Below are 24,510 nucleotides of genomic sequence, written 5' to 3' on the forward strand. Positions count from 1 at the left end.
CCGGGCTCCCCGTTCAGGTGCAGTGCCGGTCTTCGATCGAAGCGCCCGGTTTCGTCTGTACGGCTGTCGCCGTACTGACCGGGGGCCACTACCGAGGACCGGCCCTCTCACGCCGCGGGATCGCGCGTGCTGCTTGCTTGCGGACGCGGGGCACATGTTCTGTCGGGTCGAGTCGGCCTTCCGGCTCCCTCTCCCTCTCGGCTATTCAGTTGTCTCGGCCCGGGCCGCTCACACCGGCGACTCACCGGGACCTTTCTCGTAGCAGGCCAATTGTGGCCTGCTACGAGAAAGGAGCGGCGAAGACTCGCCGCTCCCCGCCCACGCTATCGGCGCAGACCCAGCCGCTCGATCAGGGTGCGGTACCGGGTGATGTCCTTGGCCTGCAGGTACTTGAGCAGCCGACGGCGGCGGCCGACCAGCAGGAGCAGACCGCGACGGCTGTGGTGGTCGTGCTTGTGGGTCTTCAGGTGCTCCGTGAGGTCGCTGATGCGCTTGCTCAGCAGCGCGATCTGGACCTCAGGGGACCCGGTGTCGCCCTCGCCCGTGCCGTACTCGGTGACGATGGCCTTGGTGGTGGCGGTGTCAAGCGACACTGCTTCTCCTTCTCATGGGAAGGCACGCGGAATACTCTCAAGCCCGCGAACGACCGTGCGTGCCTACAGTCGCCGTGACAGGCCAGCCCGGTGGTGAGAAGCACCATCTGAACATGGCTGACATGCAAGGCTACCACCGCAGCTCAGCGGGCCGCACACTTGCGATCACGGAGGGGTCCGGACGGCCTTCCCCGCCCGGCCTGCCTGGCATCTTGCCTGGTCATCCCCGACTTGCCTGGTCATCCCCGGCGGTCAGGCGGCGGGCCTCGTCGACGTCCGCATGCATCTGCTCGATCAGATCCTCGATCGAGTCGAACCTGAGGGTGTCACGGAGCCGCTCCGAGAAGTCGACCGCCACGTGCGCGCCGTAGAGATCGAGATCGTCCCGGTCCAGCGCGTACGCCTCGACCGTGCGCGACACCCCGTCGAAGGTCGGATTCGTGCCGATGGAGATCGCGGCCGGCCACCGCTGCCCCTCGTACTGCGAGGGCTCCTGCGTGCACTGCAGCCACCCCGCGTAGACCCCGTCGGCCGGGATCGCCATGTGCTGGGGTGATTCGACGTTGGCCGTGGGGAAGCCGAGCGCGCGGCCGCGCTGATGACCCCGGACGACCACTCCCTCGACCCGGTGGGGGCGGCCGAGCGCCGCCGTCGCGCCGACCACGTTCCCCTCGGCCAGCATCTCGCGGATCAAGGTCGACGAGATGGCCTCGCCGTCGCGTACCAACGGCACGCCTTCAGTCACGTAATCGTATTTTTCGCCCAGCGTCCGCAATGTCTCTATATCGCCGGAGGCTTTGTGGCCGAAGCGGAAGTTCTCCCCCACCACGACCCCCGCTGCATGGAGCCGGTCGACCAGGGCGGTCTGCACGAACTCGTCCGGCGACATCCGGGAGAACTCCAGCGTGAACGGCAGCACGCACACCGCGTCGACGCCCAATGCCGCGAGCAGTTGGGTGCGCCGGTGCGGAGTGGTCAGCTGCGGAGGGTGGCTGCCCGGCCGCACGACCTCGTCAGGATGGGGGTCGAAGGTCACGGCCACGGCGGGAACACCGAGGTCGCGGGCCAAATCGACCGCCCTGGCCACCATGTGCTGGTGACCGTGGTGCACACCGTCGAACACGCCGATCGTGACGACGGACCTGCCCCAGTCCCCGGGGACGTCCTCCAGCCCGTGCCAGCCCTGCACCTCGACCTCGATTCCTGTACGGCTTTCGCCAACCGGCCGAAGACAAGCCTGCCATGCCCTACGGCGATTGCGGGAACCAGCCCCTGGACAGTCTCCGATCAGTGCCTGATTCGCTGCCTGATTCAGAACTCGCTCAGGGCACGAAGACCGCGAGCGGCCGCGCCGTCCCCCCGCGCTCCTCGACGAGCGCCAGCAACGTGCCGTCGGGGCCGAATACCCCGACGGGCCCGGCTCCCAGGCCCGCCGACGCGAGGCGCCCTCCGTGCGCGACCAGCCGGGCCTCCTCCTCCGAGACGTCCCTGCGGGGGAACGCGGCGGCCACGGCCTCGGCCATGGGCAGGATCACGCACTCCCGCGACAGGTCCTCGATGGTCCTCGCCGACTCGATGCCGTACGGCCCGACCCGCGTCCTGCGCAAGTAGGTGAGATGGCCGCCCACGCCGAGGGCCGCGCCGAGATCACGGGCCAGGGCACGGATGTACGTGCCGCTGGAGCAGGTGACCGTGGCATCTACGTCGACCGACTCCCCCTCCCGGCGGATCCCGGTCACCTCGAAGGCGTGGATCGTCACCGGACGAGCCGCGAGCTCGACCTCCTCGCCCGCCCTCGCCCGCTTGTAGGCCCGCTCACCGTTCACCTTGATGGCGCTGACCTGCGGGGGAACCTGCATGATCTCGCCGGTCAGCGCCGCGATCCCCTTGCGGACGTCCTCCTCGGCGACGTGGCCCGCCGGCGTGGTGGCGGTGATCTCCCCGTCCGCGTCGTCGGTGTTGGTCGTGGCGCCGAGACGCAACGTGGCCTCGTAGACCTTCTGAGTGAGGGCGAGATGCCCGAGAAGCCGGGTCGCCTTCTCCACGCCGATCACCAGGACCCCGGTCGCCATCGGGTCCAGGGTGCCCGCATGGCCCACCTTGCGGGTCCCGGCGATGCCGCGCATCTTGCCGACCACGTCATGCGACGTCCATTCCGCCGGCTTGTCGACGATGATCAGCCCACTGGGGGGCGCGGGCCGGCGCGGCCTAGCCGTACTCATGAGAGGTCCAATGCATGGTCACGAAACGAGGGTACGCAGGTCAGGGTGCACGTTCGGGAATTCGTGCATGATCACGAATCGGGTCGTCGCAGGTCATGCCGGTCACGCCCGAACCTGTGCATGATCACGGATCAGGTTGGGGCAGGTCAGGACCCCTGCGCCCGAACCTGTGCATGATCACGCGGAAGGGGGGTGCGGGGGGCGGAGGTGGGGGCGGAGGGCGGCCATCGTCTCTTCTGGGGACACGTGGGAGGAGAACCCGGCGGCGGACGGATGCCCTCCCCCGCCGAGGGTGGTGCAGGCCCTGCCCACGTCGACGGCCCCCTTGGAGCGGGTCGAGACGTTCCAGACGCCGTCGTCGGCCTCCTTGAGCACGACCGCGACGTCCGCCTCGTCGACCCGGCGGACGACGTCGATCACGCCCTCCACCTCGTCGTACGGCAGGGCATGTGCCGCGCGGTCGGCCCTCGTCACGTAGGTCCACACGATCCCGTGGCCGGCGGCCTCTGCGGGCTCCAGCGTGACGCGGTCGAGCGCGGCGCCCAGCACCCGCAGATAGGCGAACGGCGACCGGTCCCACAGCTCGCGGGCGATCTCGTCCGGGCGCAGGCCCGCGGAGATCAGCCGACCTGCCATGGCGTGGGCCGCGGGTGTGGTCGCCGAGTATCGGAAGGACCCGGTGTCGGTCACCAGCCCCGTGTAGAGGCAGGCGGCGACGTCCCGGTCGATCGTGAGCCCGAGCCGGTGGATCAGCTCCTCCACGATCACGGTGGTCGAGGCGGCGGACGGGTCGATGAGGTGCAGCGACCCGAAACCGGTGTTGGAGACGTGATGGTCGAGCACGACCAGGTCCCCGGCCCTGCCCGCGTTGGGGACGAGCAGGCCGAGCCTGTCCATGGTCGAGGCGTCGAACGTGATCATCAGGGGTGGCTCCGCCGGGTAGGCCGCCGGCTCCACCAGGAGGTCCTGCCCGGGAAGGAATCGCAGCAGCCTGGGCACCGCGAACCCCCGGTCCCCGAACGAGGCGACCACTTCCGTGCCCGTCTGTCGCAGGGCCAGACCGAAGCCCAGCATCGACCCGAGCGCGTCCCCGTCCGGGGACACATGGCAGGCGAGCGCGACGGAGTCCGCGCCGCGGACCAGTTCGACGGCCCGATGCCAGTCCGTCTCGGCGACGGCCGTACCGTGCGTGATCACGTTGTGCGGTGCCCCGCCCGGTCCGAAGTCTCGTCCTCGTCCTGTTCGTCAGCCTCGCCGTCCAGTTCGTCGTCGAACCGGTAGGGATCGGCGTCGCCGGCGAACTCCGCGCCTTCGGCCCGCTTGGCGATCTCCTCGTCCCTGGCCTTGGCCACGGCGAGCAGATCGTCCAGATGGCGCGCGCTGTCGGGCAGCGGGTCGTGGACGAACGAGAGCGTCGGCGTGTGCCTCAGGCCGGTCTGGCGGCCCACCTCGGATCGGATGATCCCCTTCGCGCTCTCCAGCGCGGCGGCGGTGCCGCTCCGCTCGGCCTCTGAGCCGAACACGGTGTAGAACACCGTCGCGTCACTCAGATCCGCGGTGATCTTTGCGTCCGTCACCGTCACGAAACCGAGCCGCGGATCCTTGATCCGCCGCTCGAGCATCTCGGCGACGACCTGCTGGATGCGGTCGGCCAGCTTCCTGGCGCGCGCTGCGTCCATGCTCACGCTCCCTCGTTCGATGTACGGCTGACGCGCCGGCCGTTCGGTCTATTCCTCGTGGTCGTTGAACAGCCGCTGCCGCGCGGACAGCAGCTCGATCTCGGGGTGGTAGGCGACCACTCGCTCGCACGCGTCGAGCACCTCGTCGCAGTTGGCCGCCGACGCGGAGACGACGGCGACGCCGATCTCCGCGCGACGGTGCAGGTCCAGATGGCCGGTCTCGGCCACGGCCACACCGGGGAACCGCCGCTGCACCTCAGCGATGAGCGGGCGGATCACGGAGCGCTTCTGCTTCAGCGAGTGAACGTCGCCGAGCAGGATGTCCAAAGAAAGAGCACCTACATACATGGGTACGTGTCCACGTCTCGGACGGTTCGGCCGCCGCCCGTGAGGGCGGCGGCCGAAGACGTCAGCTACGCGGCTTCTCCCGCATCTCGAACGTCTCGAAGACGTCGTCGATCTTGATGTCGCTGTATCCGAGGCCGATACCGCACTCGAAGCCCTCGCGGACCTCGGTCGCGTCGTCCTTGAAGCGCCGCAGGGACACGACGTTCAGGTTGTCGGCCACGACGACACCGTCGCGGATGATGCGGGCCTTGCTGTTGCGGGTGATCGTGCCCGAGCGGACCAGCGCACCGGCGACGTTGCCGATCTTCGGCACCTTGAAGACCTCGCGGACTTCGGCGGTGCCCGTCTGGACCTCTTCGAACTCCGGCTTCAGCATGCCCTTCAGGGCCGCCTCGATCTCCTCGATCGCCTGGTAGATGACCGAGTAGTACCGGATGTCGACGCCCTCGCGCTCGGCCAGGTCGCGCGCCCGGACTTCGGGGCGGACGTTGAAACCGATGATGACGGCGTTGTCGTCGGCGATCGCGAGGTTGACGTCGTACTCCGTGATCGCACCGACGGCGCGGTGCAGCACGCGGAGGTTGACCTCCTCACCCACATCGATCTTGAGCAGCGCGTCCTCGAGGGCTTCCACCGAACCGGAGACGTCACCCTTGATGATGAGCTTGAGCTCGTCGACCTGGCCCTTCTCGAGGTCCTTGAACAGCTCCTCGAGAGTGCGCCGGCGGCCGGACTTGGCCATGTCCGCGATGCGCTGCCGGGCCGCCCGCTGCTGGGCGATCTGACGCGCCATCCGGTCGTCGGTGACGACGATGAAGTTGTCACCGGCGCGGGGGACGGCGGTCAGGCCGAGCACCTGGACCGGACGCGACGGGTCGGCCTCGTCGACCGTGTCCCCGTTGTCGTCCAGCATCGCCCGGACGCGGCCGAAGGCCTCGCCACAGACGATCGAGTCGCCGACCCGCAGGGTGCCGCGCTGCACGAGCACGGTCGCCACGGGACCGCGGCCCCGGTCGAGGTTCGCCTCGATGGCCAGGCCCTGGGCGTCCATGTGCGGGTTGGCCCGCAGGTCGAGCTCGGCGTCCGCGGTCAGCACGATGGCCTCGAGCAGGTTGTCGATGCCGGTGCCGTTCTTCGCGGAGATGTCCACGAACAGCGTGGAACCACCGAACTCCTCGGCCACCAGGCCGTACTCGGTCAGCTGGGCCCGGACCTTGGTCGGGTCCGCACCCTCCTTGTCGACCTTGTTGACCGCCACCACGACCGGCACGTTCGCCGCCTGTGCGTGGTTGAGCGCCTCGATGGTCTGCGGCTTCACACCGTCGTCGGCCGCGACCACCAGGACGGCGATGTCGGTGGCCTGCGCACCACGGGCACGCATGGCGGTGAACGCCTCGTGACCCGGGGTGTCGATGAAGGTGATCTTCCGCTCTTCACCCTCGTGCACAGCCGTCACCTGGTAGGCGCCGATGTGCTGGGTGATGCCGCCGGCCTCGCGGGCGACGATGTTGGTGTTCCGGATCGCGTCGAGCAGCTTCGTCTTACCGTGGTCGACGTGACCCATGACGGTCACGACCGGCGGACGCGGAGCGAGGTCCTCCTCGTCACCCTCGTCCTCGCCGAACTCGATCTTGAAGGACTCGAGAAGCTCCCGGTCCTCCTCCTCCGGGCTGACGACCTGGACGACGTAGTCGAGCTCGGCGCCGAGAAGCTGCAACGTCTCCTCGTTGACCGACTGGGTCGCGGTCACCATCTCGCCGAGGTGCAGCATGATCTGCACGAGCGAGGCGGGGTTCGCACCGATCCTGTCGGCGAAGTCGGCCAGCGACGCGCCGCGCGGAAGGCGGATCGTCTGCCCGCCGCCACGCGGAGCCTGCACGCCACCGATCGCCGGGGCCTGCATGTTGTCGAACTCTTGACGCCTCTGACGCTTCGACTTGCGACCACGGGTGGGCCGGCCGCCGGGACGCCCGAAGGCACCCGCCGTACCGCCGCCACGGCCACGGCCGCCGCCACCACCGGGACGACCGGCGAAACCGCCGCCGCCGCCACCGGGACCGCCCGTGCCGCCACCAGGACGACCGGTGCCCGCGGCACCCGTGCGAGGACCGCCGAAGCCGCCACCGGGACGACCGCCGCCGCCACCAGGACCCGGACGGCCACCGCCGCCACCAGGACCCGGACGACCGCCGCCGCCACCAGGACCCGGACGGCCACCGCCGCCACCGCCACCGGCGGGACGGCCCTGCGGCATCATCATCGGGTTGGGGCGCGGGCCACCGGGACGAGGACCACCGGCGCCGGGACCAGGGCGAGGACCGCCCGCGCCGGGACCGGGACGGGGACCACCGGGACCGGGACGAGGACCGCCCGCACCGGGAGCGCCCGTACGGGCACCCGGCGGACGCGGCATCGCTCCGTCACGGCCGCCGTCACGACGCGGCTCGCGAGGGCCGCGATCTCCGCGATCGGGCCGGTCGGTGCGCTCAGGACGCTCGGCGCCGCCGTCGCGGCTGCCGGGACGCGCGGGACGCTGACCCATGCCGCTGGCGGTCGAGGAGAACGGGTTGTTGCCCGGACGCGGGCCACGGGGACCCGGCTTGGGACCGCCGGGACGCGGAGCGCCTCCGGAGGGCGCACCCGGGGCCGCAGGCGCACTCGACGCGGGCCGGGGGGCCGGGGCCGGTCGCGGACCGGGCTTCGGCGCTCCGGGACCGGCGGGCCTGCCGCCGGACGCCGCCGGACGCTGAGCCTGTGCCGGGGGACGGGTGACCTCGGGACGCGCCACTTCAGGCTGACGCGTCACCTCAGGCTGGTGCGCCACCTCGGGCTGGGGAGCCGGCTGGGCCGGCTGCGTCGGATGGGGCATGGGAACCGGACGCGGCGCAGGCCGCGGACCCGGCTTGGGGCCTGGCTTCGCCACCGCGTCGGCCGACGGGGAAACGGGCGCCGACGGGGCGCCACCGGCCAGACTCTCGGCCGGCCTCGGCGCGGGCCTCGGCGCCGGACGCGGGGACGGCTTGCCGCCACCCCGGGAGGCGTCGCCCTTGCCGAACGCCTCTGTTAGTTTGCGGACGACCGGCGCCTCTATCGTTGAAGACGCCGACCTCACGAACTCGCCCATCTCGGTGAGCTTGGCCATCACGACCTTGCTCTCTACCCCGAACTCCTTGGCGAGCTCGTACACACGGACCTTCGCCACTGCACTCCCTAACTCGGCCCGGGAGGCTCGCAGTGCCGCCGGACCATCGCTACCTGGACATACTCATCGCCGCGTGCTCATCAGGCGCTCATAGCAATCTGACTCCGCCCATTCAACTCGGCGTCCTTACATGACAGTTCTTCGTACGTCGGCCCCAGGCCGAATTCAGGGGCCAGCGGTAACCATTCACCCGGGGCTTACCCCTAGTCAAGCCCCTCAAGGTGAGCACGCAGACGCGCCACTTCGAGCGCTCCCTCCGCGCGAAACGCGCGAGAGAACGCCCGGCGGCGTTCGGCGAGCTCCAGACAACCCAAAGACGGATGCAACGAGGCACCGCGTCCCGGAAGCCGTCCTCGTAGGTCGGGGACGATGACGCCATCGACCACTACCAGGCGGAGCAACTCGGACTTTACCGTGCGAACCCGGCACCCCACACATGTTCTCAGTGGAGCAGCCTGGTCACCGCTCTCCAGCTTACCTTGCCGAGGCATCGGCGGGATCAGCCGGTACCTCCTGAGCATCCGACCGGATGTCGATGCGCCATCCGGTCAGACGCGCGGCGAGGCGGGCGTTCTGGCCCTCTTTGCCGATGGCCAGCGACAGCTGGTAGTCGGGCACGGTCACCCGTGCCACCCGGCCGTCCAGATCGATGACCTCGACCCGCGAAACACGTGCGGGCGAGAGTGCATTCCCGACGAAGTCGGCCGGATCGTCCGACCAGTCGATGATGTCGATCTTCTCGCCGTGCAGCTCGGTCATCACGTTCCGCACGCGGGAACCCATCGGACCGATGCAGGCGCCCTTGGCGTTCACACCGGCCTTCCTGGACCTCACTGCGATCTTCGTGCGGTGGCCAGCCTCGCGCGCGATGGCCGCGATCTCCACCGTGCCGTCGGCGATCTCCGGGACCTCCAGGGCGAAGAGCTTCTTCACCAGGTTCGGGTGGGTACGCGACAGGGTCACCGAGGGACCCTTCGGCCCCTTCTTCACCTGCACGACGTAGCAGCGGATGCGCTCGCCGTGTGTGTACTCCTCACCGGGGACCTGCTCGTTGTGCGGAAGGATGGCCTCGATCTTCCCGAGGTCGACCAGCACTACGCGCGGATCCTTGCCCTGCTGGATGATGCCGGCGACCAGCTCGCCCTCGCGGCTGGCGAACTCGCCGAAGTTGATCTCGTCTTCCGCGTCGCGCAACTGCTGGAGGATGACCTGCTTGGCCGTCGTGGCCGCGATCCGGCTGAAGTTGCCCGGAGTGTCGTCGAACTCCCTGGCGACCTCGCCGCCTTCGTCGAGCTCGGCCGCCCAGATCGTCACGTGTCCCGAGACTCGGTCGAGCTCGGCACGCGCCTTCTGCGCCGCGCCCTCCGTGCGGAAGTAAGCGATCAGCAATGCGTCCTCGATCGCCTTGACGACCAGGTCGAAGGAGATGTCCTTCTCCCGCTCCAGGCTGCGCAGGACGCTCATGTCAATGTCCACAAGGTTCCCCCTAGCCCTCGTCGTCGATGTCGTCGTCGCCGAGGTCGTCCAGGTCGTCGTCCGCGTCGTCGAGATCGGCGCCTGAGCGGCTGAACTCGACCTGCACACGGCCTCTGACCAGTTCCTCGAACCCGAGGCGGCGCGTCCCGTCCAGCTCGACGCCGGAATCGTCCGCGCCGGTCACGCGGCCTTCGGCCGACGTGCCGTCCTTCAGGTCCGCCTTGACCAGACGGCCGGTCGCGCGCCTCCAGTGGCGCGGCTCCGTGAGCGGGCGGTCGACTCCAGGGGAGGTGACCTCCAGGACATAGGGACCTGTGCCCAGGGCGTCCGTCGCGTCGAGCTCCTTGGAGATCGACAGGCTGACGTCGGCCACGTCGTCGAGGCTCACGCCGCCGTCGCGGTCGACCACCACACGCACCAGCCTGCGCTTGCCCGCCGGAGTGACCGTCACTTCCTCGAGATCGAAACCGTCGGCGGCGATCACCGGGCCGAGCAGTTCCGCAAGGCGGTCGCGTCGAGCACCGTTGCCCATACCGACCTCCCATTTGTTCGTTTGACTCGCCCGATGTGCCAACAGCCTATCGACACTATGGGACGGAAAGAGCGCCACACCCGGCGGCTACCCGACACGGGCACGACCATCCGCACGAAGCGGTGACCACTGGGCGGCGCGCCGTACGATGCTGTGTCGTGGAGCACACAAGCGGGGGACACCTCACGAGGCGCGCCCTGCTGGGCACGGCCGTGTCCGGGTTGATCGTCTCCGGCTGCTCGTCCGTCTCCTCCGGGCCGCCCGAGCAGAAACCGGTGGATCCCCAGGTCGTGCTGCTGAGATCGCTCATCGCCGCGAAGGAGCAGATGATCGCGCTCTACCAGCGCGGGACGCTTTCCGGGGATGTGCCGGCCACCGCGCTCGAGCCGTTCCAGGAGCGTCACGCCGCCCATCTGGCGGCCTTCCGCAAGATGCTCCCGCCGGACGCCACGGCGAGCCCCTCCCCGACGGGAACCCCGTCGCCGGTCCCGACATCCGCGGTATCGGTCAAGAAACTGCGTGACGCGGAACGCAAGGCGGCGGCCGGGAGACCCGACCAGATGGCGACCGCGTCTCCCGCGCTCGCCCAACTGCTGGCAAGCGTGGGCGCCTGCGAGGCCGTGCACGTGATGGCGCTGGGGAGGCTCCGTGGCTGACGCGCTCGCCAAGGCACTGTCCGCCGAGCACGCGGCGATCTACGCGTACGGGGTGATCGGCGCCAGGACGTCGGGAAGGCTCCGCACCCGGGCGACGGCGGGATTCGACGCGCACCGGGCGCGCCGCGACAAGTTGCGCTCGCTGATCACCCAGCGCGGCGGTTCCCCTGCCGAGCCCGGCCCGACCTACCAACTGCCGTTCGAGGTCTCGTCCTCGTCCGACGCGGCCCGCCTCGCCGTGCTGGTGGAGCAGCGGCTCACCACCGCCTATCTCGAACTGGCCGCCGACCCGGACGCCTCGGTGCGCCGTGTGGCCGCGCTGGCCGCGCAGGAATGCGCCACCCGCGCGTACGGCTGGCAGCCCGCGATCGCGGCGTTCCCCGGGATGCCGGGGCAGACGGCCTCGCCCGCGCAGTCGAACGACGCGAGCGAGACCACAGACGACACGACAGACGAGACGACGGAGGAGACCACGGACGCGGCCACCGATACGGCCGCGACGATCGACCCCACGCCGCCCGCCTTGGAGCCGTCCGCCGCCCAGTGAGGCGGCCGCGATCAGGCCTGGGCGGCCGCCAGGACGCGATCCACGGCCTCGGCGAGCGGGATCTCCTCCTTGGTCCCCGCCGCACGGTCGCGCAGCTCCACGACGCCCTGGGCGAGCCCGCGCCCGACGATCAGGACGGTGGGCAGCCCGAGCAGCTCGGAGTCCTTGAACTTCACGCCCGGCGACACCCCGGCGCGGTCGTCGACGAGGACCCGCAGACCGCGCGACTCCAGCGTCTCGGCGAGCTGGGCGGCCACCTCGATCTGGTTCTCCTTGCCGGTCCCGACGATGTGCACGTCGGCGGGGGCCACCTCACGGGGCCACACGAGGCCGAGCTCGTCGTGCCTCTGCTCGGCCAGGACGGCCACCGCACGCGAGACGCCCACGCCGTACGAGCCCATGGTGATCCGGATCGGCTTGCCGTCGGGCCCGAGCGCGTCGAGCCCCGCGGCATCGGCGTACTTACGGCCGAGCTGGAAGATGTGGCCGATCTCGATGCCGCGGTCGATCGACAGGGGGTGGCCGCAGCGCGGGCAGGCGTCCCCGGCCCTGACCTCGGCCGCCTCGATCGTGCCGTCGGCCTCGAAGTCGCGCCCCGCGACCACGTGGGCGGCGTGCTTGCCGGGCTGGTTGGCGCCGGTGACCCACGCCGAGCCCTCGACCACGCGGGGGTCGACCAGATAGCGGATGCCGAGCGACTTGAGGACCTGCGGGCCGATGTAGCCGCGCACCAGACCGGGGTGACGGGCGAAGTCCTCCGCCTCGAAGATCTCCGGCACGCCGGGCGCGAGGAAGGCCTCGAGCCGCTTGAAGTCGATCTCACGGTCGCCGGGGACGCCGATGATCAGCGTCTCGAGCTTGTCCGATCCCGGCGTGCGGACCTTGACCACGATGTTCTTCAAGGTGTCCGCCGCGGTGATCCCGAGGCCGAAGTGCTCGTTGACGTGGTCGACGAGGGTCTCGATGGTGGGCGTGTTCGGCGTGTCGAGCACCTGGACGGCGGGCTGCTCGGTCCTGACGGCGGGCGGCGCGGTGGTGACCACGGCCTCGGCGTTGGCCGCGTAGTCGCAGTTGCGGCAGGCCACGAACGTGTCCTCGCCCGTGGGAGCCTTGGCGAGGAACTCCTCCGAGGCCGACCCCCCCATGGCTCCCGACATGGCGAAGACGACGCGGTAGTCGATGCCGAGCCGGTCGAAGATCCGGATGTAGGCGTCGCGGTGCATCTCGTAGGAGCGCTTGAGGCCGTCGTCGTCGAGGTCGAAGGAGTAGGAGTCCTTCATGACGAACTCACGCCCGCGCAGGATGCCGGCCCGGGGGCGGGCCTCGTCGCGGTACTTCGTCTGGATCTGGTAGAGGGTCACCGGATAGTCCTTATAGGAGGAGTACTCCCCCTTGACCATGTCGGTGAACATCTCCTCGTGGGTCGGCCCGAGGAGGTAGTCGGCGCCCTTGCGGTCCTTCAGGCGGAACAGCGTGTCGCCGTACTCCGTCCACCGGCCGGTCGCCTCGTAGTAGTCGCGGGGCAGCAGCGCGGGGAAGAGCACCTCCTGGGCGCCGATCCGGTTCATCTCCTCGCGGACGACCCGGGCGACGTTCTCCAGGACGATCTTGCCGAGCGGCAGCCAGGAGTAGATTCCGGGGGCGACCCGGCGGACGTATCCGGCGCGGACGAGCAGCTTGTGGCTCGGCACTTCCGCGTCCGCCGGATCCTCACGCAGGGTGCGCAGGAACAGGGTCGACATACGCAGCAGCACGGCTACTCCTTGCTCGTGAGAGCTCTCGAGCCGCGTCCTGCGGAAAGCTCGCGGAGACCGGCGTCTGAGAGACGACGTGAGTACGACGTGCACCAAGGGTATCCAGTCCCGGCCGCGTGACGCCTCCACGTTTGCGCCTAGCCCGGCGCGCGCCGGTCACAGGAAGCCCTGGAGCCTTCCCACGCCGATCAGCGACGCCGCGAGGACGGCCATCGCGGCGAAGGATCGAAGGCGCGCGGCCGGCGTGGGCCGCAGGAGCACCGTGAGGGAAAGGGCCAGAGCCAGACCTGCCCAGTCCTGCCAGGGATGGCCCCATTCGACCGCCACGCAGCATTCGCCGCCTTCCCGGCTGAACAGATACAGCAGCGACGACACCGCGGGGATCAGTTGGGCCTGCAGGAGAACGGCGAGAGCCAGATCGCCGCGAAAATCGACGCGTCGTGTCAGGAAGGCCAGCAGGACTCCGACCGGCGGCAAGATGAGCGCCGCCGACAGTCCGGGACCGAAATCGCCCGCGCCGAGGCCGAAGGGGCCGAACGCGACGGGCCACCCCCCGAGCAGGTCGGCGGCCGCTCCACCGGCGTAGGCGCCGAGAGCGAGAATCAACCCGGCGGCCGTCGCCTGGCGCGGCCCGGGAGCCGATCGACCGCACAGGACCACGACCAGGAAACCGGCGAACCGCGCGAAGAACGACTCGGTGACGAGATACGCCTGTGACACGTCGCCACCGCGATAAGTGATCACCTCACCGACGCCGCCGAGCACGAATGCCGCCGCGAGGACGAGACCGGCCTGCCGGAGCTCACGCGACTGCGGAACCAGGGGGGAACTCGCCTCCGCGACCATCTCCGCATTGTGTCAGCGCGACAATCATGCCTCGCTTCCCGCGAAATCCCGCAGATCAGCCAAGACAACAAGATCACACTAAGATCATCATTTTCTTTGACAACTAAAGAAAACGGACCAATCACTCCTTTCGCGTAATTTGCGACATCGGCGTCCGATTTTCATGATTCACTTCGCAGCGCTGTCTCCGATCATGAACCCCCCTAATTGGAGAATCCATGCGGCCTGCCCTCATCAGGCGTTCCCTGCTCGCAAGCTGCGCGCTCGCCGTCGCACTGACCGCCGTCGCCGCTCCCGGCGCCGCGGCCGATCCTGTGACTCCGGTACCGGTGTTCACCGAGGACCCGTACGCCAACGTCACGGCCCCCGACTACAGGCTGAGCTACGCGCTCAGGGAGGCCGAGACGCGTGCGCTCGCCAACCCCGATGTGTACGGCCAGCCGTACGTCTCGAGTGGCACGCTGGTCACCGCCGTGACCAGCGCCGACCTGGAGAGCGAAGCAGGGCGGCCCGTGTCGCTGCCGCCCCAGCTCACGCCCCCGGATGACGGGACGGCGGACCTGAGCGCGGTGCCGCCGCCGGAGGACAAGGACGCCGTCGCCCCGCCCGCTGAACCCTCCAGCGTCGGGGGATCCCCCGTGTCGGCCGCCTCGAAGGAGAAGGCGGCGAGTCCCGCGTCCGCCTCCGCCACGAACCCGTGGATCATCTATCCCAAGGTCCACATCGTGAAGTACAGCTGGAACAGGCTCAACGCGATCAAGGACGAGGTGGTGACGCTGACTCCTGACGTCCTCCCGGACAGCGGCAAGATCCTCAACGCACTGGTCCAGCCAGAGCTGGACCGGGTCATCGTCGAGGCCACTGCCGCCAGTGACGCGCTGCGCCTGGGGTTGGCGGTCCGCTACGGCTCGGACGCCGTCGCCATCCGGCTCGTCGACGATCCCGGCCTCTCCCAGTTCGACGCGCGGCAGAACGACACCAGCAACGGCGGCTTCTACGGGGGCGCCCGCATCCGCACGAGCGTCGGCACCTGCACCAGCGCGTTCTCCTGGCGTTACGACGGCTACAAGGCCATGATCACGGCCGGCCACTGCACCACGTCCGGCGGCACCGTCTCCACACCCGTGGAGACCATGGGGACCGTCGTCAAGGACACCTGGTCCAACAGCAAGGGGACCGTGCTCATCGACGGGCAGTCCGCCTACCACGGCGACGCCTCATTGATCAAGCTGAGCGGGAGCAAGACGAGTGCGGCGCGCATCTACGTGGGCTCCAGCACATCCACCTCGAGCCGGGCCGTCGGGGCGATGTGGTCGCGGCGGGCCGGCTCTGGCGACCAGTACTGCACGGGCGGCGCGACCACCGGAGAGATGTGCGGCTGGAAGGTGAACGCCATCCGCATCAACCACAAGTACAGCGACGGAACCGTCATCAAGAACGCGGTGCGCGGCATCAAGCAGGGCCAGTGCACCATCGGCGGCGACTCAGGCGGCCCCGTCTACACCGTCACCTCGGCCGGCAAGGTCGTCGCCAAGGGAATCCACAGTGGGACAGGAGGCGGCGGCTCCGACCACTGGGGTGGCGCCTTCGATCCCTGCATCGAATACTTCACCGACATCTGGGACCCGTATACCGCCTTCCCCGGCATCCTCGCCACAAGCTGACGAGTGCGGCCCGGGCGGCACCTGCGGCCGCCCGGGCCTCAGCCGCCGAGAAGCTCTTCCCAGTGTTGCCTCTGGGTGACGCGTCTGCCCGCGGTCACCGCGCCGTCGAGCGTCGCCGACATCCGCCACAGCCCCGGACGCGCCCGCAGCCGGGTCATCCCGATGGGATCGACGGCCCGCAGCACGAAGCTGACGCCCATCACGTCGAGCGTGGCCATGGAGGCGGTGACGAGACCGGCCGGTCCGGCCAGCGAGCCGGCGAACCCCGGCTCCTGGACGCGCTCCATCAGCAGCGCCGCCACCTCGGAGGCGTTCGGCCCGTCACGCCACTCGATGTGCCAGGAGTGGTCGCTCCCCCGCCACCAGGCGAGGTCGCGGCAGGCCTCGAGCATCTCGGCCTCGCCCGCCAGTACGGCCATGACCCGGCCTAATGCCTCGTATCGCCGCGCGTTCGGCGTCCGGGCGTCGTCGCGATCAAGGCTCGCGTGCGCCCCGATCGCGTCCCGCCCCCCGCGGAGTCCCGTCATGTCTGGGAGGGTTTCATCATTCGGCCGCCTCGTCCCGGAGTTGCCGTCTTTTGGGCCGCGGCAGGAGTTCTCGTGGTCTAGGCCGCCTCCGGGCCGGGCGGTGTGCGCCCCGCCGCGGACGTGAACGAACCGCACGTCCGCGCCTCCCTCCCCGGCCGCGCCCGTACGGCGGCGCACGGAGACGGGCCCGCCGGGACGGAAAAGTCGCGACCGGAACCGCCTTTTCCGGTCGCCGCCGAAGGTGGGCGGTCATTTCCTCCAGGTAAATGAATGACGTCCTTTATTGAAATGACACATCATTTGCCCGGAAATTTCATCTCATTGCCCCGACCGCGGTCGAACGTGATACTCACCGCGTGCGTCCTTTCCGGATAACCGCATGGAGGAGAGCCGATGGGCGAGAGGATCTGGAGCCGTCGCGAGACGCGACGCGCGGTGGGCATCGACCTGGGAACCACCGACTCCGCCGTGTCCGTCCTCCGGGACGGCGTGCCGAGTGTGGTCGTCAACGCTGAAGGCTCGCGGACCACGCCGTCCGTCGTCGCCTTCACCGAGACCGGTGAGGTCCTCGTCGGCGAGGCCGCCAAGCGGCAGGCCGTGTTCAACCCCGGCCGGACCGTCCGTTCGGTCAAGCGCCGGATGGGCACCGGCTGGACCGTCGAGATCGACGGCAGGACCTTCACGCCGCAGCAGATCAGCGCCCTCATCCTGCGCAAGCTCAAGGAGGACGCCGAGGCCCGCCTGGGTGAGAAGGTCACCGACGCGGTGATCTCCGTCCCGGCCTGCTTCGGCGAGGCCGGGCGGCAGGCCACCAGGGAGGCCGGCGAGATCGCGGGCCTCAACGTGCTCCGCATCGTGAACGAGCCCGCCTCCGCGGCTCTGGCCCATCGGCTGAACCGGCTCAGCGCGAGGAAGGAGCAGACGGTTCTGGTCTTCGACCTCGGCGGCGGCACGTTCGACGTGTCCCTGCTCGACGTCGGCCCCCACGGCGTGAGTGTGCGGGCGGCGAGCGGCGACGCCCGCCTGGGCGGCGACGACTGGGACCGACGCATCGTCGAGGAGCTTCTGAGGCGCTACAGGGTCACGCACGACGCCGACCTGTCCGGGGACGAGCAGGCTCTCCAGCGCCTCGGGGAGGCGGCGGAGAGGGCCAAGATCGAGCTTTCCGACAGGTCGCAGACGGGCGTGCACATGGCCTTCAGGGAGTCGCGCCAGGCATTCCCGCTGTTTCTGGACCAGACCCTGACCAGGCGCGAACACGAGTCGATCACGGCCGACCTGCTCGATCGTTGCAGGGCCCCCTTCCACCAGGCCACCGAGCGGGCGGGAATGAGGGCCTCCGACGTCACCCATGTGGTGCTGGCCGGCGGCGCGACCCGGATGCCCGCCTTCTCCGCGCTGGTCAGGGAGCTGACCGGCAGGGAACCCATCACCGACGGCCCGAACGAGTCCGTGGTCCTCGGCGCCGCCCTCCAGGCGGGGGAACCCGCGGACGAGACCGCGGAACGGGCCTCCACCGACCGTCTGACCCGTTCGATCGGCATCGAGACCAGAGGCGGCGTGCTCACCCCGATCATCGAGCGCGGCGCGCCGCTCCCCGCGAGGCGGGTGGAGGTCTTCACCACGGCCGATGACGGCCAGAGATCGATCAAGGTCGCGGTCTTCCAGGGGAACGACGGACGCGTCGCCTCCGCCACGGAACTGGGCAGGTACGAGGTGACCGGAATCGACCCCGCTCCGCGGGGCCTTCCACAGATCGAGATCACGTTCGCGGTCGACGCCGGCGGGCTCTTCAGCGTGTCCGCGCGGGACGCCGGCACGGGGAGGCCGCAGCCGGTGACGCGCCTGGACGGCCCCGCCGACCAGTGACGACCGTGTCCGCGCGAGCCGGCGCGGGAGCCCGGGACACCGGCTCAGGACACCGGCCTCAGGGCACGGGAACCCCGGACACGGGGACCCGAGCGGACACGGCGCCGGACAGGTCGCACGCCCAGGTTCTGGCCCGGAGGGGTGCCGATGATTGAGAATCACGGGGAGGACGTCTGCAAGTGGAGGCCATGATGGCGTTGCGCGTAGCGGTCGTCGGATCGGGTCCGGCCGGGATCTACACGGCGGAAGCGCTGACCAAGCAGGCCCAGGGGCCTGTCGAGATCGACGTGCTCGAGCGTCTGCCGACGCCCTACGGGCTCGTGCGGTACGGCGTGGCCCCCGATCACACGTCGATCAAGTCGATCGCGGGTTATCTTCGCCGCGTGCTGGAGGCGCCGGGCGTCCGTTTCCTGGGCGGCGTCGAGTTCGGCTCCGACGTGTCGGCGGACGACCTGCTGTCCTGCTACGACGCGGTCGTCTACTGCACGGGCGCCATGGTGGACAGGCACCTGGGCGTGCCCGGCGAGGATCTGCCGGGAAGCGTGGCCGCCACCGACTTCGTCAATTGGTACTGCGGGCATCCCGACGTGCCGCCCGACACCTTCTCCCTCGACGCCGAGGACGTGGTGGTCATCGGGGTCGGAAACGTCGCGGTCGACGTGGTCCGCGTGCTCGCCAAGGGGGCGGAGGAGCTGCGCGACACCGATGTCCCCGACGAGGTCCTGCGACGCCTGGAGGCCTCGCGGGTCCGGCGGATCCACATGGTCGGCAGGCGAGGACCGGAACACGCCAAGTTCACCCTCAAGGAGCTGCGTGAGCTCGGCGAGCTGATCAACGCCGACATCCTCACCTTCCCCCACGAGGTGGAGGTCGAGGACCTCACCACGCTGTCGCGCCAGACCCGGGGGAACGTGGAGGTCCTCCGCTCGTGGTCCGAGCGCGTGCCCGTGGACCGGCCGAGGCGCCTGGAGGTGCGCTTTTGGCTGCGCCCTGTCGAGATCCTCGGCGTCTCCCGTGTCGAGGGCATCCGGCTGGAGCGCACGCGCCTGCAGGACGGCCGGGTCGTGGGGACGAACGAGTTCGAGACCATACCCGCCGACATGGTGATGCGGTCGGTCGGCTACCAGAGCGTCGCGCTGGCCGGGGTGCCCTTCGACAGCTCCACGATGACCGTGCCCAACGTGGCGGGCAAGGTGTCGGACCGGCAGTACGTGGCGGGCTGGCTCAAGCGGGGGCCGACCGGGGTCATCGGGACCAACAAGTCCGACGCCGCGGAGACCGTCCGCACACTGCTCGCCGACACGGCGCCCGGAACGGCCCGCATCCGTCTGGACGATCTCCTGAGCGCCCGCGGCGTGACTCCCCTGACCTACCAGGACTGGCTCGCGATCGAGGCCGCCGAGGCCGAGCTGGCCACGGCGCTCAAGCGGGGCGAACGAGTCAAGCTGGTCGGCCGTACCGCCATGCTCGCCGCCTGCGGGCGGGTCACCCATCCCGCGCAGGACGCCACGCCCTGACCTGGGCCGTCTGAAGGACGGGCGGCCCGGCGAAGCCCGGCCCTATCCACGAGACGAGGGCCGCGCCCCGTCCGGCAGCGCCGGCTTTCCCCGATCGCGGGGGTCTCTGCGAAGATCGGGCCATGGACACGACGCTGGCCGAGCCGGACGAGTCGCTCGAGGGATTCGACGAGGCTCATCGTGGGCAACTGGAGCGCTATCCGGCACAGGAGATCGCCTGGCAGCCGGTGCACACGGTGTACGTCCCCGCCGACCGGGTGACGCCGGGGATCGTGGCCGACTGGCGGCACGCCGCGATGAAACTGCTGCACCGGCACGTCTTCGCGCCCACCGAACTGGCTTCGCTGTTCGGTCTCGACATCGACCTCGCGACGCCCGTCCACGACCGGCTGAGGAAGAAGCTCGCCGCGGAGCCGATCGAGGACCTGCGGATCGACTTCGAGGACGGCTACGGACTCCGGTCGTGGGACGAGGAGGACCTCCACGTCGAAAGCGCCGCCGCCACGGTCGCGGCGATGCACGAGGAGGGCACGCTGCCCCGGCGCTGGGGGCTGCGGGTCAAGTCCTTCGCCGACGGGGACCCCCGCCGGTCGATCCGCACGCTGGACGGCTTCCTGACCGAAGTCCTGAAGCGCACGGGACGCCTGCCCGACGGGTTCGTCGTGACCTTCCCCAAGGTCCTCGTCGAGGCCTACCTCGGGCAGTTCGCCCGGTGCCTTGAGGCGCTGGAGGAGGCCCTGCGCCTCGACCGCGGCACGCTCAGGTTCGAGATGCAGGTGGAGGCGCCGCAGACCGTGCTGTTCCTCCAGCGGACCGCCGATCTGGTCCCCTCGCTGGGCGGACGGCTGGCCGCGGCGCACTTCGGGGTGTTCGACTACACCGCCTCGATCGGCCTGCCGCCGCACGAGCAGCGGCTCGACCACCCCGCCTGCGACCATGCCAGGCACGTCATGCAGACGGCCCTGGCCGGCACCGGAGTGGAACTCTCGGACGGTTCGTTGGCGGCGGCTCCGGCCTCCGACTCGGCCGAGGACGTCGGCGAGCTCCTCCAGCGGCATTCCGCCCAGGTGCGCCACTCGCTGGCGCACGGCTACTACCAGGGCTGGGACATGCATCCGTCCCATCTCATCAGCCGGTTCGCGACCGTCTACGCCTTCCACTACAAGTGCTACGAGGCCTACGCCGAGCGGGTCCGCGCGTGGGAGGACCGGCGTGCCGCGGAGGGCGGCGTGCTGGACGAACCCGCGACGATCAGGACTCTGGTCTCGGCCCTCGCCCGCGCCGAACACGCGCTGTCCTGACCCGCGTCTCCTCCCGCGTGCTCACGCGGCGGCGCCTTCCCGCGGCCGCGCCTGCGGGTGATCTCAGTCGAGGTCCACGAGTTCCCGCCACGCGCGCACGCGGGCCGGGTCGACGGGCAGGCTCCACGACTCCCGTACGGCGCTGCCGACGTGGAAGGCCCTGATGCCGTAGTTGAGCAGCACCGGGACGTGCTCGGTCCTGAGCCCTCCCCCGGCGAGCGTGAGCGGGCCGTCCCCCGCCTCGGCCCTGGTGCGTAAAACCGCCAGGCCGTCACCCACACCGTCGGGAGAGCCCGCCGTGAGCACGGTGGCGAGGTTGGGCAGGAGCCGTACGGCGCGCCAGGCCGCCCGGACGTCGGCCGCGTGGTCCACGGCCCGGTGGAACGTCCACGGCAGCGGCGCGACGGCGTGGATCAGCGCCTCGGTGGCGTCCATGTCCACGGAGCCGTCGCCGGTGAGGAACCCGAAGACGAATCCGGCCGCGCCCGCCTCGGACAGTTCCTTGACGTCGCGGCGCAGCCGGTCCAGTTCCTCGGGCGTCACGCCGAAACCCGCGTTGCGGCGCAGCATGACCATCTGCGGCAAGCCGCACTCCCCGGCGATCGCCGCCACGGTGTCCGCCGAGGGGGTGAGCCCGTCGGAGCTCATGTCGGCCACGATCTCCAGGCGGTCCGCACCGCCCTCCTCGGCGGCCACCGCGTCGCGCACGTCCAGCGCGATCACTTCCAGGAGAGATCCGGTCATGATGCGAACAGTATCGGGTCCCTTTGCGACGCCGTACGGCATCCGCCCCTGTTCAGGCCCGGATCAACTCCTTGTGAGCCTCGATGTCAAGAGCGCGGCCGTATCCCGCCCCGCGGGCGGGGCGCTCGAAGAGCGCACCCGAGGCGCGGTGCGGCAGGTCCACCGTGCGCACGTGGCGGAACCCGAACCTGCGGTAGTAGGCCTGCAACCGGGGGTTGTCCTTGGCGCAGTCGAGACGCAGCCAGCGCCGGCCCTCCTCGGCGGCACGGCCGGCGGCCCAGTCCAGCAGCACCTCGCCGAGCCCCTGTCCCGAGTAGGCCCTGCTGACGGCGAGTTTGTGCACGTACAGGGCGTCACCCGGCCGGTCGCTCCTTGTCCAGAACTCCGGGTCGGCGTGGCCGTCCAGCGCCATGGTCGCGGCGGGAACGGGATCGCTCCCGTCGTCCAGCAGGTACATCGTGCCCTGCTCGATGAGGGGCTCGATCCGCGCGGCGGGGAAGCCTCCGTCCGGCCACTGGTGCACTCCGGCGGCGTTCAGCCACTTCGCCGCCTCGGCGAGAAGGGTGAGCACGGTCGGGAGATCGCCCGGCTTGGCGCGACGGAGCGTGAGTTCGACCGGCAGATCGAGGGTGTTCGTGGGCATGAGAGAGTCCTTCCGGTGCTGAGCGAGTTGATGTGAACACGAAGAGTGACGACCGCACGCCGCACGGCGGCCGCGTCAGCGAAAGGCGGAAAGCAGCGTCAGGGTGCCCGAGCGTTGCGCGGTGATCGCTCGCGGCGGGCGCACAGCCAGAGACGACCCCTCCGGCGAGGGGTCATCCGTGTTTCGTCAATGACGTTCCAGCTCGTATCTGATCAGGTGCTTGTCGGCGGGGAGAACCGACACGGCGACGCGCACCGGCGTATCGCCCGAGTCATATCCAACTCGGACATAAACGACAACTGGCGTACCCGGTTCCAGCTGAAGTTGCAATGCTTCATCCGGAGTCGGCATACGTGCCGAAATGTCGTCAACAGCTCGGACTTGGTGATGTCCGAGCTCCGCCAGTACGCGGTTGGCCCCGCGTTTGATGTCCCCCGGCCTCGCGATCTCCGAGTCTCCGACGAGATCGAGCGGGAAATACGAGTCATACGTGTTGTACGGCTGGCCGTCCACGAAACGGAGACGGCGGCGGACGACGGCGAGGGAGTCGTCGCCCAGGGCGAGACGGATGGAGACGTCCTCCGGGGGTTTGACGATCGAGACCTCGATGTTCTGATCGGCTCTGCGGCCCTCCGAGGTGACCGCGTGAACGAACGAGTCGAAACGGGGCTCACTCTGGTCGAGCGGGAGGAACTCGTCCTGGGGACGCATGAGAAGGGGCCGGCGCTCGCGTACGAACGTTCCTCGCCGGCGCATCCGGAGGATGAGACCCTCGTTCTCCAGCTCGCCCAGTGCCAGCCGTACCGTGTTGCGGCTGACGCCGTGCGCTTCCATGAGGTCGGTCTCGGTCGGAATCTGGTCGCCTGGCGCGAGATCACCCGTATAGATGGCCCGGCGTACTTCGGCGGCCACCTGTTGGTAGAGCGATGATCGTGCCATCTTTCCTCAATCTACCCTTTTGTTCCAACAAATCTAGACGATCTCGGTCTGCCGGGGAACAACCCCTTGACCTGACCCCGCTGGGCCGCGCATTATCCAAACGTTGGTACAAATCCATCAAATGGGGGTGGGAGCCGGTGCTAGCGGTCCGCGCGGGTACGCCGTACTTGCCCTGGCGCGATCCCGGCGAGGCGACCCGTTTGCTTCGCTACGCCCTGCACCGGCAGGGATTCACCCACACCTATCAGAGCAATGGGAACGGCATGTCCGTGCTGTCGGTATCTACCGAACTGACCGTCTGGTGCAAGAACGGATGCTTCGTGTGGAGCGAAGGTGACCTGGTGGTCACCCATCCGTCCGACGATCCCGACGGCGCGACACGCCTGATCATGCGGCATTACCGCGTGCCGGAGCAGCAGTCGGACGACGGCTGATCCCCCTGAACTCCGCGCGATCAAGCGAGGCTTCGACCCCAACCCTCGCCGGGGTCGAAGCCTCCCGCCGGGGAGGTGCGCGTCCTGGCGGGTCCCCCACGCCCGCCAGGACGCGTCGCCATCTCGGCGACGCGTCCGCCCCCTCGCCGGCCTCCGCGCCGCCGACGACCGCCCCGCCACGGGAACGCCGCTGAGACCGCCCTGGCACGGGACCGACCGGTCGGTATGCTTCGGGCATGACTCTGTTCTCGGTGGAAGGCAAGACGGTCGTCGTCACCGGCGGCTCCCGCGGGATCGGCAAGATGATCGCGGCCGGTTTCCTCGACGCGGGCGCGACGGTCTACATCTCCTCGCGCAAGAAGGACGAACTCGAGGCCACGGCGGCCGAGCTCGGATGCCATGCCGTACAGGCCGACCTGTCGGGGCCCGAGGGCGTGGAGACGCTCGTCGAGGCCGTGTCGGCCCGCGAGGACCGGCTCGACGTGCTGGTCAACAACGCCGGCGCGAGCTGGGGCGCCCCGCTGGAGGAGTATCCCGAGCACGCCTTCGACAAGCTCTGGAACATCAACGTCAAGGGGATCTTCTTCCTGACCCGGCGGTTCCTTCCCCTGCTCAGGGCATCCGCGTCGGCCGACGACCCGGCACGCGTGATCAACATCGGCTCGATCGACGGCATCCGCGTCCCGGCGATGGAGAACTACGCGTACTCGGCGGCCAAGGCGGGGGTCCACATGCTGACCCGTCACCTCGCCCACCAGCTCGCCGTGGAGTCGATCACGGTCAACGCCATCGCACCGGGGCCGTTCGAGTCGAAGATGATGGCGTTCGTCCTCGACGACCCGGGAACGCGCTCGCTCGTCGAGAACTCGGTGCCGCTGGGGCGGATCGGCAGGCCGGACGACATGGCCGGCGCGGCCATCTTCCTGGCCTCCCGGGCGGGCGCCTACCTCACCGGCGCGGTCATCCCCGTCGACGGCGGGATCTCCACCCACGGCTGAGCCCGCCTCCTGGGAAGGG

The 24,510-nt window shown here is 69.8% G+C and carries 24 protein-coding genes; 8 read left to right on the forward strand and 16 right to left on the reverse strand.

Features of this window, described 5'->3' with window-relative positions; genetic code table 11:
* Window positions 1-323: 323 nt before the first annotated feature.
* From rpsO to rimP, 10 genes are all read right to left on the reverse strand, one after another.
* Complete coding sequence (gene rpsO / locus Pmi06nite_RS33195) at window positions 324-593, reverse strand: 30S ribosomal protein S15 (protein ID WP_203957134.1); 270 nt, start codon at window positions 591-593, stop codon at window positions 324-326.
* Between the two features lie 220 nt (window positions 594-813).
* Window positions 814-1,782 (reverse strand): bifunctional riboflavin kinase/FAD synthetase, encoded by a 969-nt coding sequence (locus tag Pmi06nite_RS33200; protein ID WP_203957135.1) that lies wholly within the window; start codon window positions 1,780-1,782, stop codon window positions 814-816.
* Window positions 1,783-1,915: 133 nt separating this feature from the next.
* Window positions 1,916-2,815, reverse strand: coding sequence for a tRNA pseudouridine(55) synthase TruB (truB, locus tag Pmi06nite_RS33205; protein ID WP_203957136.1), 900 nt, complete (start codon window positions 2,813-2,815; stop codon window positions 1,916-1,918).
* A 177-nt stretch (window positions 2,816-2,992) separates the two neighbouring features.
* Window positions 2,993-4,012 carry a DHH family phosphoesterase gene (locus Pmi06nite_RS33210; protein ID WP_203957137.1) on the reverse strand — a complete coding sequence of 340 codons (1,020 nt, stop codon included), beginning with the start codon at window positions 4,010-4,012 and terminating at the stop codon, window positions 2,993-2,995.
* Entirely contained in the window at window positions 4,009-4,494 is a 486-nt protein-coding gene (gene rbfA, locus Pmi06nite_RS33215; protein WP_203957138.1) for a 30S ribosome-binding factor RbfA, read from the reverse strand. Before rbfA ends, Pmi06nite_RS33210 begins: the two co-directional genes overlap by 4 nt.
* Before the next feature lie 48 nt (window positions 4,495-4,542).
* Window positions 4,543-4,842 (reverse strand): DUF503 domain-containing protein, encoded by a 300-nt coding sequence (locus tag Pmi06nite_RS33220; RefSeq protein ID WP_203882775.1) that lies wholly within the window; start codon window positions 4,840-4,842, stop codon window positions 4,543-4,545.
* Between the two features lie 61 nt (window positions 4,843-4,903).
* Window positions 4,904-8,044, reverse strand: coding sequence for a translation initiation factor IF-2 (infB, locus tag Pmi06nite_RS33225; RefSeq protein ID WP_203957139.1), 3,141 nt, complete (start codon window positions 8,042-8,044; stop codon window positions 4,904-4,906).
* 203 nt (window positions 8,045-8,247) lie between these two features.
* A complete protein-coding gene (locus tag Pmi06nite_RS33230; protein WP_308442546.1) occupies window positions 8,248-8,565 on the reverse strand; it encodes a YlxR family protein in 318 nt (105 codons plus the stop codon).
* On the reverse strand, window positions 8,519-9,508 hold the full coding sequence (nusA, locus tag Pmi06nite_RS33235) for a transcription termination factor NusA (RefSeq protein WP_203957141.1): 990 nt from the start codon (window positions 9,506-9,508) through the stop codon (window positions 8,519-8,521). Before nusA ends, Pmi06nite_RS33230 begins: the two co-directional genes overlap by 47 nt.
* A gap of 22 nt (window positions 9,509-9,530) precedes the next feature.
* Complete coding sequence (rimP, locus tag Pmi06nite_RS33240; RefSeq protein WP_203957142.1) at window positions 9,531-10,052, reverse strand: ribosome maturation factor RimP; 522 nt, start codon at window positions 10,050-10,052, stop codon at window positions 9,531-9,533.
* Window positions 10,053-10,210: 158 nt separating this feature from the next.
* Between rimP and Pmi06nite_RS33245 the strand changes: the two genes are divergently transcribed.
* Both Pmi06nite_RS33245 and Pmi06nite_RS33250 read left to right on the forward strand, forming a co-directional pair.
* Complete coding sequence (locus Pmi06nite_RS33245; protein ID WP_203957143.1) at window positions 10,211-10,708, forward strand: hypothetical protein; 498 nt, start codon at window positions 10,211-10,213, stop codon at window positions 10,706-10,708.
* Window positions 10,701-11,255: a ferritin-like domain-containing protein gene (locus Pmi06nite_RS33250; protein ID WP_203957144.1), complete on the forward strand. Its 555-nt coding sequence runs from the start codon at window positions 10,701-10,703 to the stop codon at window positions 11,253-11,255. The genes Pmi06nite_RS33245 and Pmi06nite_RS33250 overlap by 8 nt, the downstream gene beginning before the upstream one ends.
* 11 nt (window positions 11,256-11,266) lie before the next feature.
* Here the strand turns inward: Pmi06nite_RS33250 and Pmi06nite_RS33255 are convergent, their stop codons facing one another.
* Entirely contained in the window at window positions 11,267-13,009 is a 1,743-nt protein-coding gene (locus tag Pmi06nite_RS33255) for a proline--tRNA ligase (protein ID WP_203957145.1), read from the reverse strand.
* 156 nt (window positions 13,010-13,165) lie between these two features.
* A complete protein-coding gene (locus Pmi06nite_RS33260) occupies window positions 13,166-13,855 on the reverse strand; it encodes a hypothetical protein (protein WP_203957146.1) in 690 nt (229 codons plus the stop codon).
* Window positions 13,856-14,073: 218 nt separating this feature from the next.
* Here Pmi06nite_RS33260 and Pmi06nite_RS33265 point away from each other — a divergent pair, with 218 nt between their 5' ends.
* The gene (locus tag Pmi06nite_RS33265; protein WP_203957147.1) at window positions 14,074-15,519 is read left to right on the forward strand and encodes a S1 family peptidase; all 1,446 of its coding nucleotides are present in this window, start codon (window positions 14,074-14,076) and stop codon (window positions 15,517-15,519) included.
* A 38-nt stretch (window positions 15,520-15,557) separates the two neighbouring features.
* On the opposite strand, the gene Pmi06nite_RS33270 is transcribed toward Pmi06nite_RS33265, so the two are convergent.
* Window positions 15,558-16,046 (reverse strand): hypothetical protein, encoded by a 489-nt coding sequence (locus Pmi06nite_RS33270; RefSeq protein ID WP_239114376.1) that lies wholly within the window; start codon window positions 16,044-16,046, stop codon window positions 15,558-15,560.
* A 393-nt stretch (window positions 16,047-16,439) separates the two neighbouring features.
* Here Pmi06nite_RS33270 and Pmi06nite_RS33275 point away from each other — a divergent pair, with 393 nt between their 5' ends.
* The 3 genes from Pmi06nite_RS33275 to Pmi06nite_RS33285 all read left to right on the forward strand — a co-directional run bounded on the left by Pmi06nite_RS33275 (window position 16,440) and on the right by Pmi06nite_RS33285 (window position 20,733).
* Window positions 16,440-17,915, forward strand: coding sequence for an Hsp70 family protein (locus tag Pmi06nite_RS33275; protein WP_203957148.1), 1,476 nt, complete (start codon window positions 16,440-16,442; stop codon window positions 17,913-17,915).
* A 188-nt stretch (window positions 17,916-18,103) separates the two neighbouring features.
* Window positions 18,104-19,432 (forward strand): FAD-dependent oxidoreductase, encoded by a 1,329-nt coding sequence (locus Pmi06nite_RS33280; RefSeq protein ID WP_239114381.1) that lies wholly within the window; start codon window positions 18,104-18,106, stop codon window positions 19,430-19,432.
* A 122-nt stretch (window positions 19,433-19,554) separates the two neighbouring features.
* The gene (locus Pmi06nite_RS33285; protein ID WP_203957149.1) at window positions 19,555-20,733 is read left to right on the forward strand and encodes a DUF6986 family protein; all 1,179 of its coding nucleotides are present in this window, start codon (window positions 19,555-19,557) and stop codon (window positions 20,731-20,733) included.
* A 63-nt stretch (window positions 20,734-20,796) separates the two neighbouring features.
* Here Pmi06nite_RS33285 and Pmi06nite_RS33290 read toward each other — a convergent pair whose 3' ends face one another.
* The 3 genes from Pmi06nite_RS33290 to Pmi06nite_RS33300 all read right to left on the reverse strand — a co-directional run bounded on the left by Pmi06nite_RS33290 (window position 20,797) and on the right by Pmi06nite_RS33300 (window position 23,059).
* Window positions 20,797-21,477 carry a copper homeostasis protein CutC gene (locus tag Pmi06nite_RS33290; protein WP_203957150.1) on the reverse strand — a complete coding sequence of 227 codons (681 nt, stop codon included), beginning with the start codon at window positions 21,475-21,477 and terminating at the stop codon, window positions 20,797-20,799.
* Window positions 21,478-21,529: 52 nt separating this feature from the next.
* Entirely contained in the window at window positions 21,530-22,120 is a 591-nt protein-coding gene (locus Pmi06nite_RS33295) for a GNAT family N-acetyltransferase (protein ID WP_203957151.1), read from the reverse strand.
* Window positions 22,121-22,306: 186 nt separating this feature from the next.
* Window positions 22,307-23,059, reverse strand: coding sequence for a GntR family transcriptional regulator (locus tag Pmi06nite_RS33300; protein ID WP_203957152.1), 753 nt, complete (start codon window positions 23,057-23,059; stop codon window positions 22,307-22,309).
* On the opposite strand from Pmi06nite_RS33300, the gene Pmi06nite_RS33305 reads away from it, so the two are divergent.
* On the forward strand, window positions 23,047-23,493 hold the full coding sequence (locus Pmi06nite_RS33305; RefSeq protein ID WP_203957153.1) for a hypothetical protein: 447 nt from the start codon (window positions 23,047-23,049) through the stop codon (window positions 23,491-23,493). The genes Pmi06nite_RS33300 and Pmi06nite_RS33305 overlap by 13 nt on opposite strands.
* 236 nt (window positions 23,494-23,729) lie before the next feature.
* Entirely contained in the window at window positions 23,730-24,491 is a 762-nt protein-coding gene (locus Pmi06nite_RS33310; RefSeq protein ID WP_203957154.1) for an SDR family oxidoreductase, read from the forward strand.
* Window positions 24,492-24,510: the final 19 nt, after the last annotated feature.

This window comes from Planotetraspora mira (genome assembly GCF_016863275.1).
Lineage (GTDB): Bacteria > Actinomycetota > Actinomycetes > Streptosporangiales > Streptosporangiaceae > Planotetraspora > Planotetraspora mira.

Coding starts and splice junctions, on each gene's coding strand:
- Pmi06nite_RS33230 (WP_308442546.1), bottom strand. CDS start 8,565: ATGCTCAGGAGGTACCGGCTGATCCCGCCGATGCCTCGGCAAGGTAAG.
- Pmi06nite_RS33220 (WP_203882775.1), bottom strand. CDS start 4,842: ATGTATGTAGGTGCTCTTTCTTTGGACATCCTGCTCGGCGACGTTCAC.
- Pmi06nite_RS33260 (WP_203957146.1), bottom strand. CDS start 13,855: ATGGTCGCGGAGGCGAGTTCCCCCCTGGTTCCGCAGTCGCGTGAGCTC.
- Pmi06nite_RS33310 (WP_203957154.1), top strand. CDS start 23,730: ATGACTCTGTTCTCGGTGGAAGGCAAGACGGTCGTCGTCACCGGCGGC.
- Pmi06nite_RS33300 (WP_203957152.1), bottom strand. CDS start 23,059: ATGGCACGATCATCGCTCTACCAACAGGTGGCCGCCGAAGTACGCCGG.
- Pmi06nite_RS33275 (WP_203957148.1), top strand. CDS start 16,440: ATGGGCGAGAGGATCTGGAGCCGTCGCGAGACGCGACGCGCGGTGGGC.
- Pmi06nite_RS33285 (WP_203957149.1), top strand. CDS start 19,555: ATGGACACGACGCTGGCCGAGCCGGACGAGTCGCTCGAGGGATTCGAC.
- Pmi06nite_RS33295 (WP_203957151.1), bottom strand. CDS start 22,120: ATGCCCACGAACACCCTCGATCTGCCGGTCGAACTCACGCTCCGTCGC.
- Pmi06nite_RS33305 (WP_203957153.1), top strand. CDS start 23,047: ATGATCGTGCCATCTTTCCTCAATCTACCCTTTTGTTCCAACAAATCT.
- Pmi06nite_RS33280 (WP_239114381.1), top strand. CDS start 18,104: ATGATGGCGTTGCGCGTAGCGGTCGTCGGATCGGGTCCGGCCGGGATC.
- Pmi06nite_RS33265 (WP_203957147.1), top strand. CDS start 14,074: ATGCGGCCTGCCCTCATCAGGCGTTCCCTGCTCGCAAGCTGCGCGCTC.
- rimP (WP_203957142.1), bottom strand. CDS start 10,052: ATGGGCAACGGTGCTCGACGCGACCGCCTTGCGGAACTGCTCGGCCCG.
- Pmi06nite_RS33270 (WP_239114376.1), bottom strand. CDS start 16,046: ATGACGGGACTCCGCGGGGGGCGGGACGCGATCGGGGCGCACGCGAGC.
- Pmi06nite_RS33290 (WP_203957150.1), bottom strand. CDS start 21,477: ATGACCGGATCTCTCCTGGAAGTGATCGCGCTGGACGTGCGCGACGCG.
- rbfA (WP_203957138.1), bottom strand. CDS start 4,494: ATGGACGCAGCGCGCGCCAGGAAGCTGGCCGACCGCATCCAGCAGGTC.
- truB (WP_203957136.1), bottom strand. CDS start 2,815: ATGAGTACGGCTAGGCCGCGCCGGCCCGCGCCCCCCAGTGGGCTGATC.
- nusA (WP_203957141.1), bottom strand. CDS start 9,508: ATGAGCGTCCTGCGCAGCCTGGAGCGGGAGAAGGACATCTCCTTCGAC.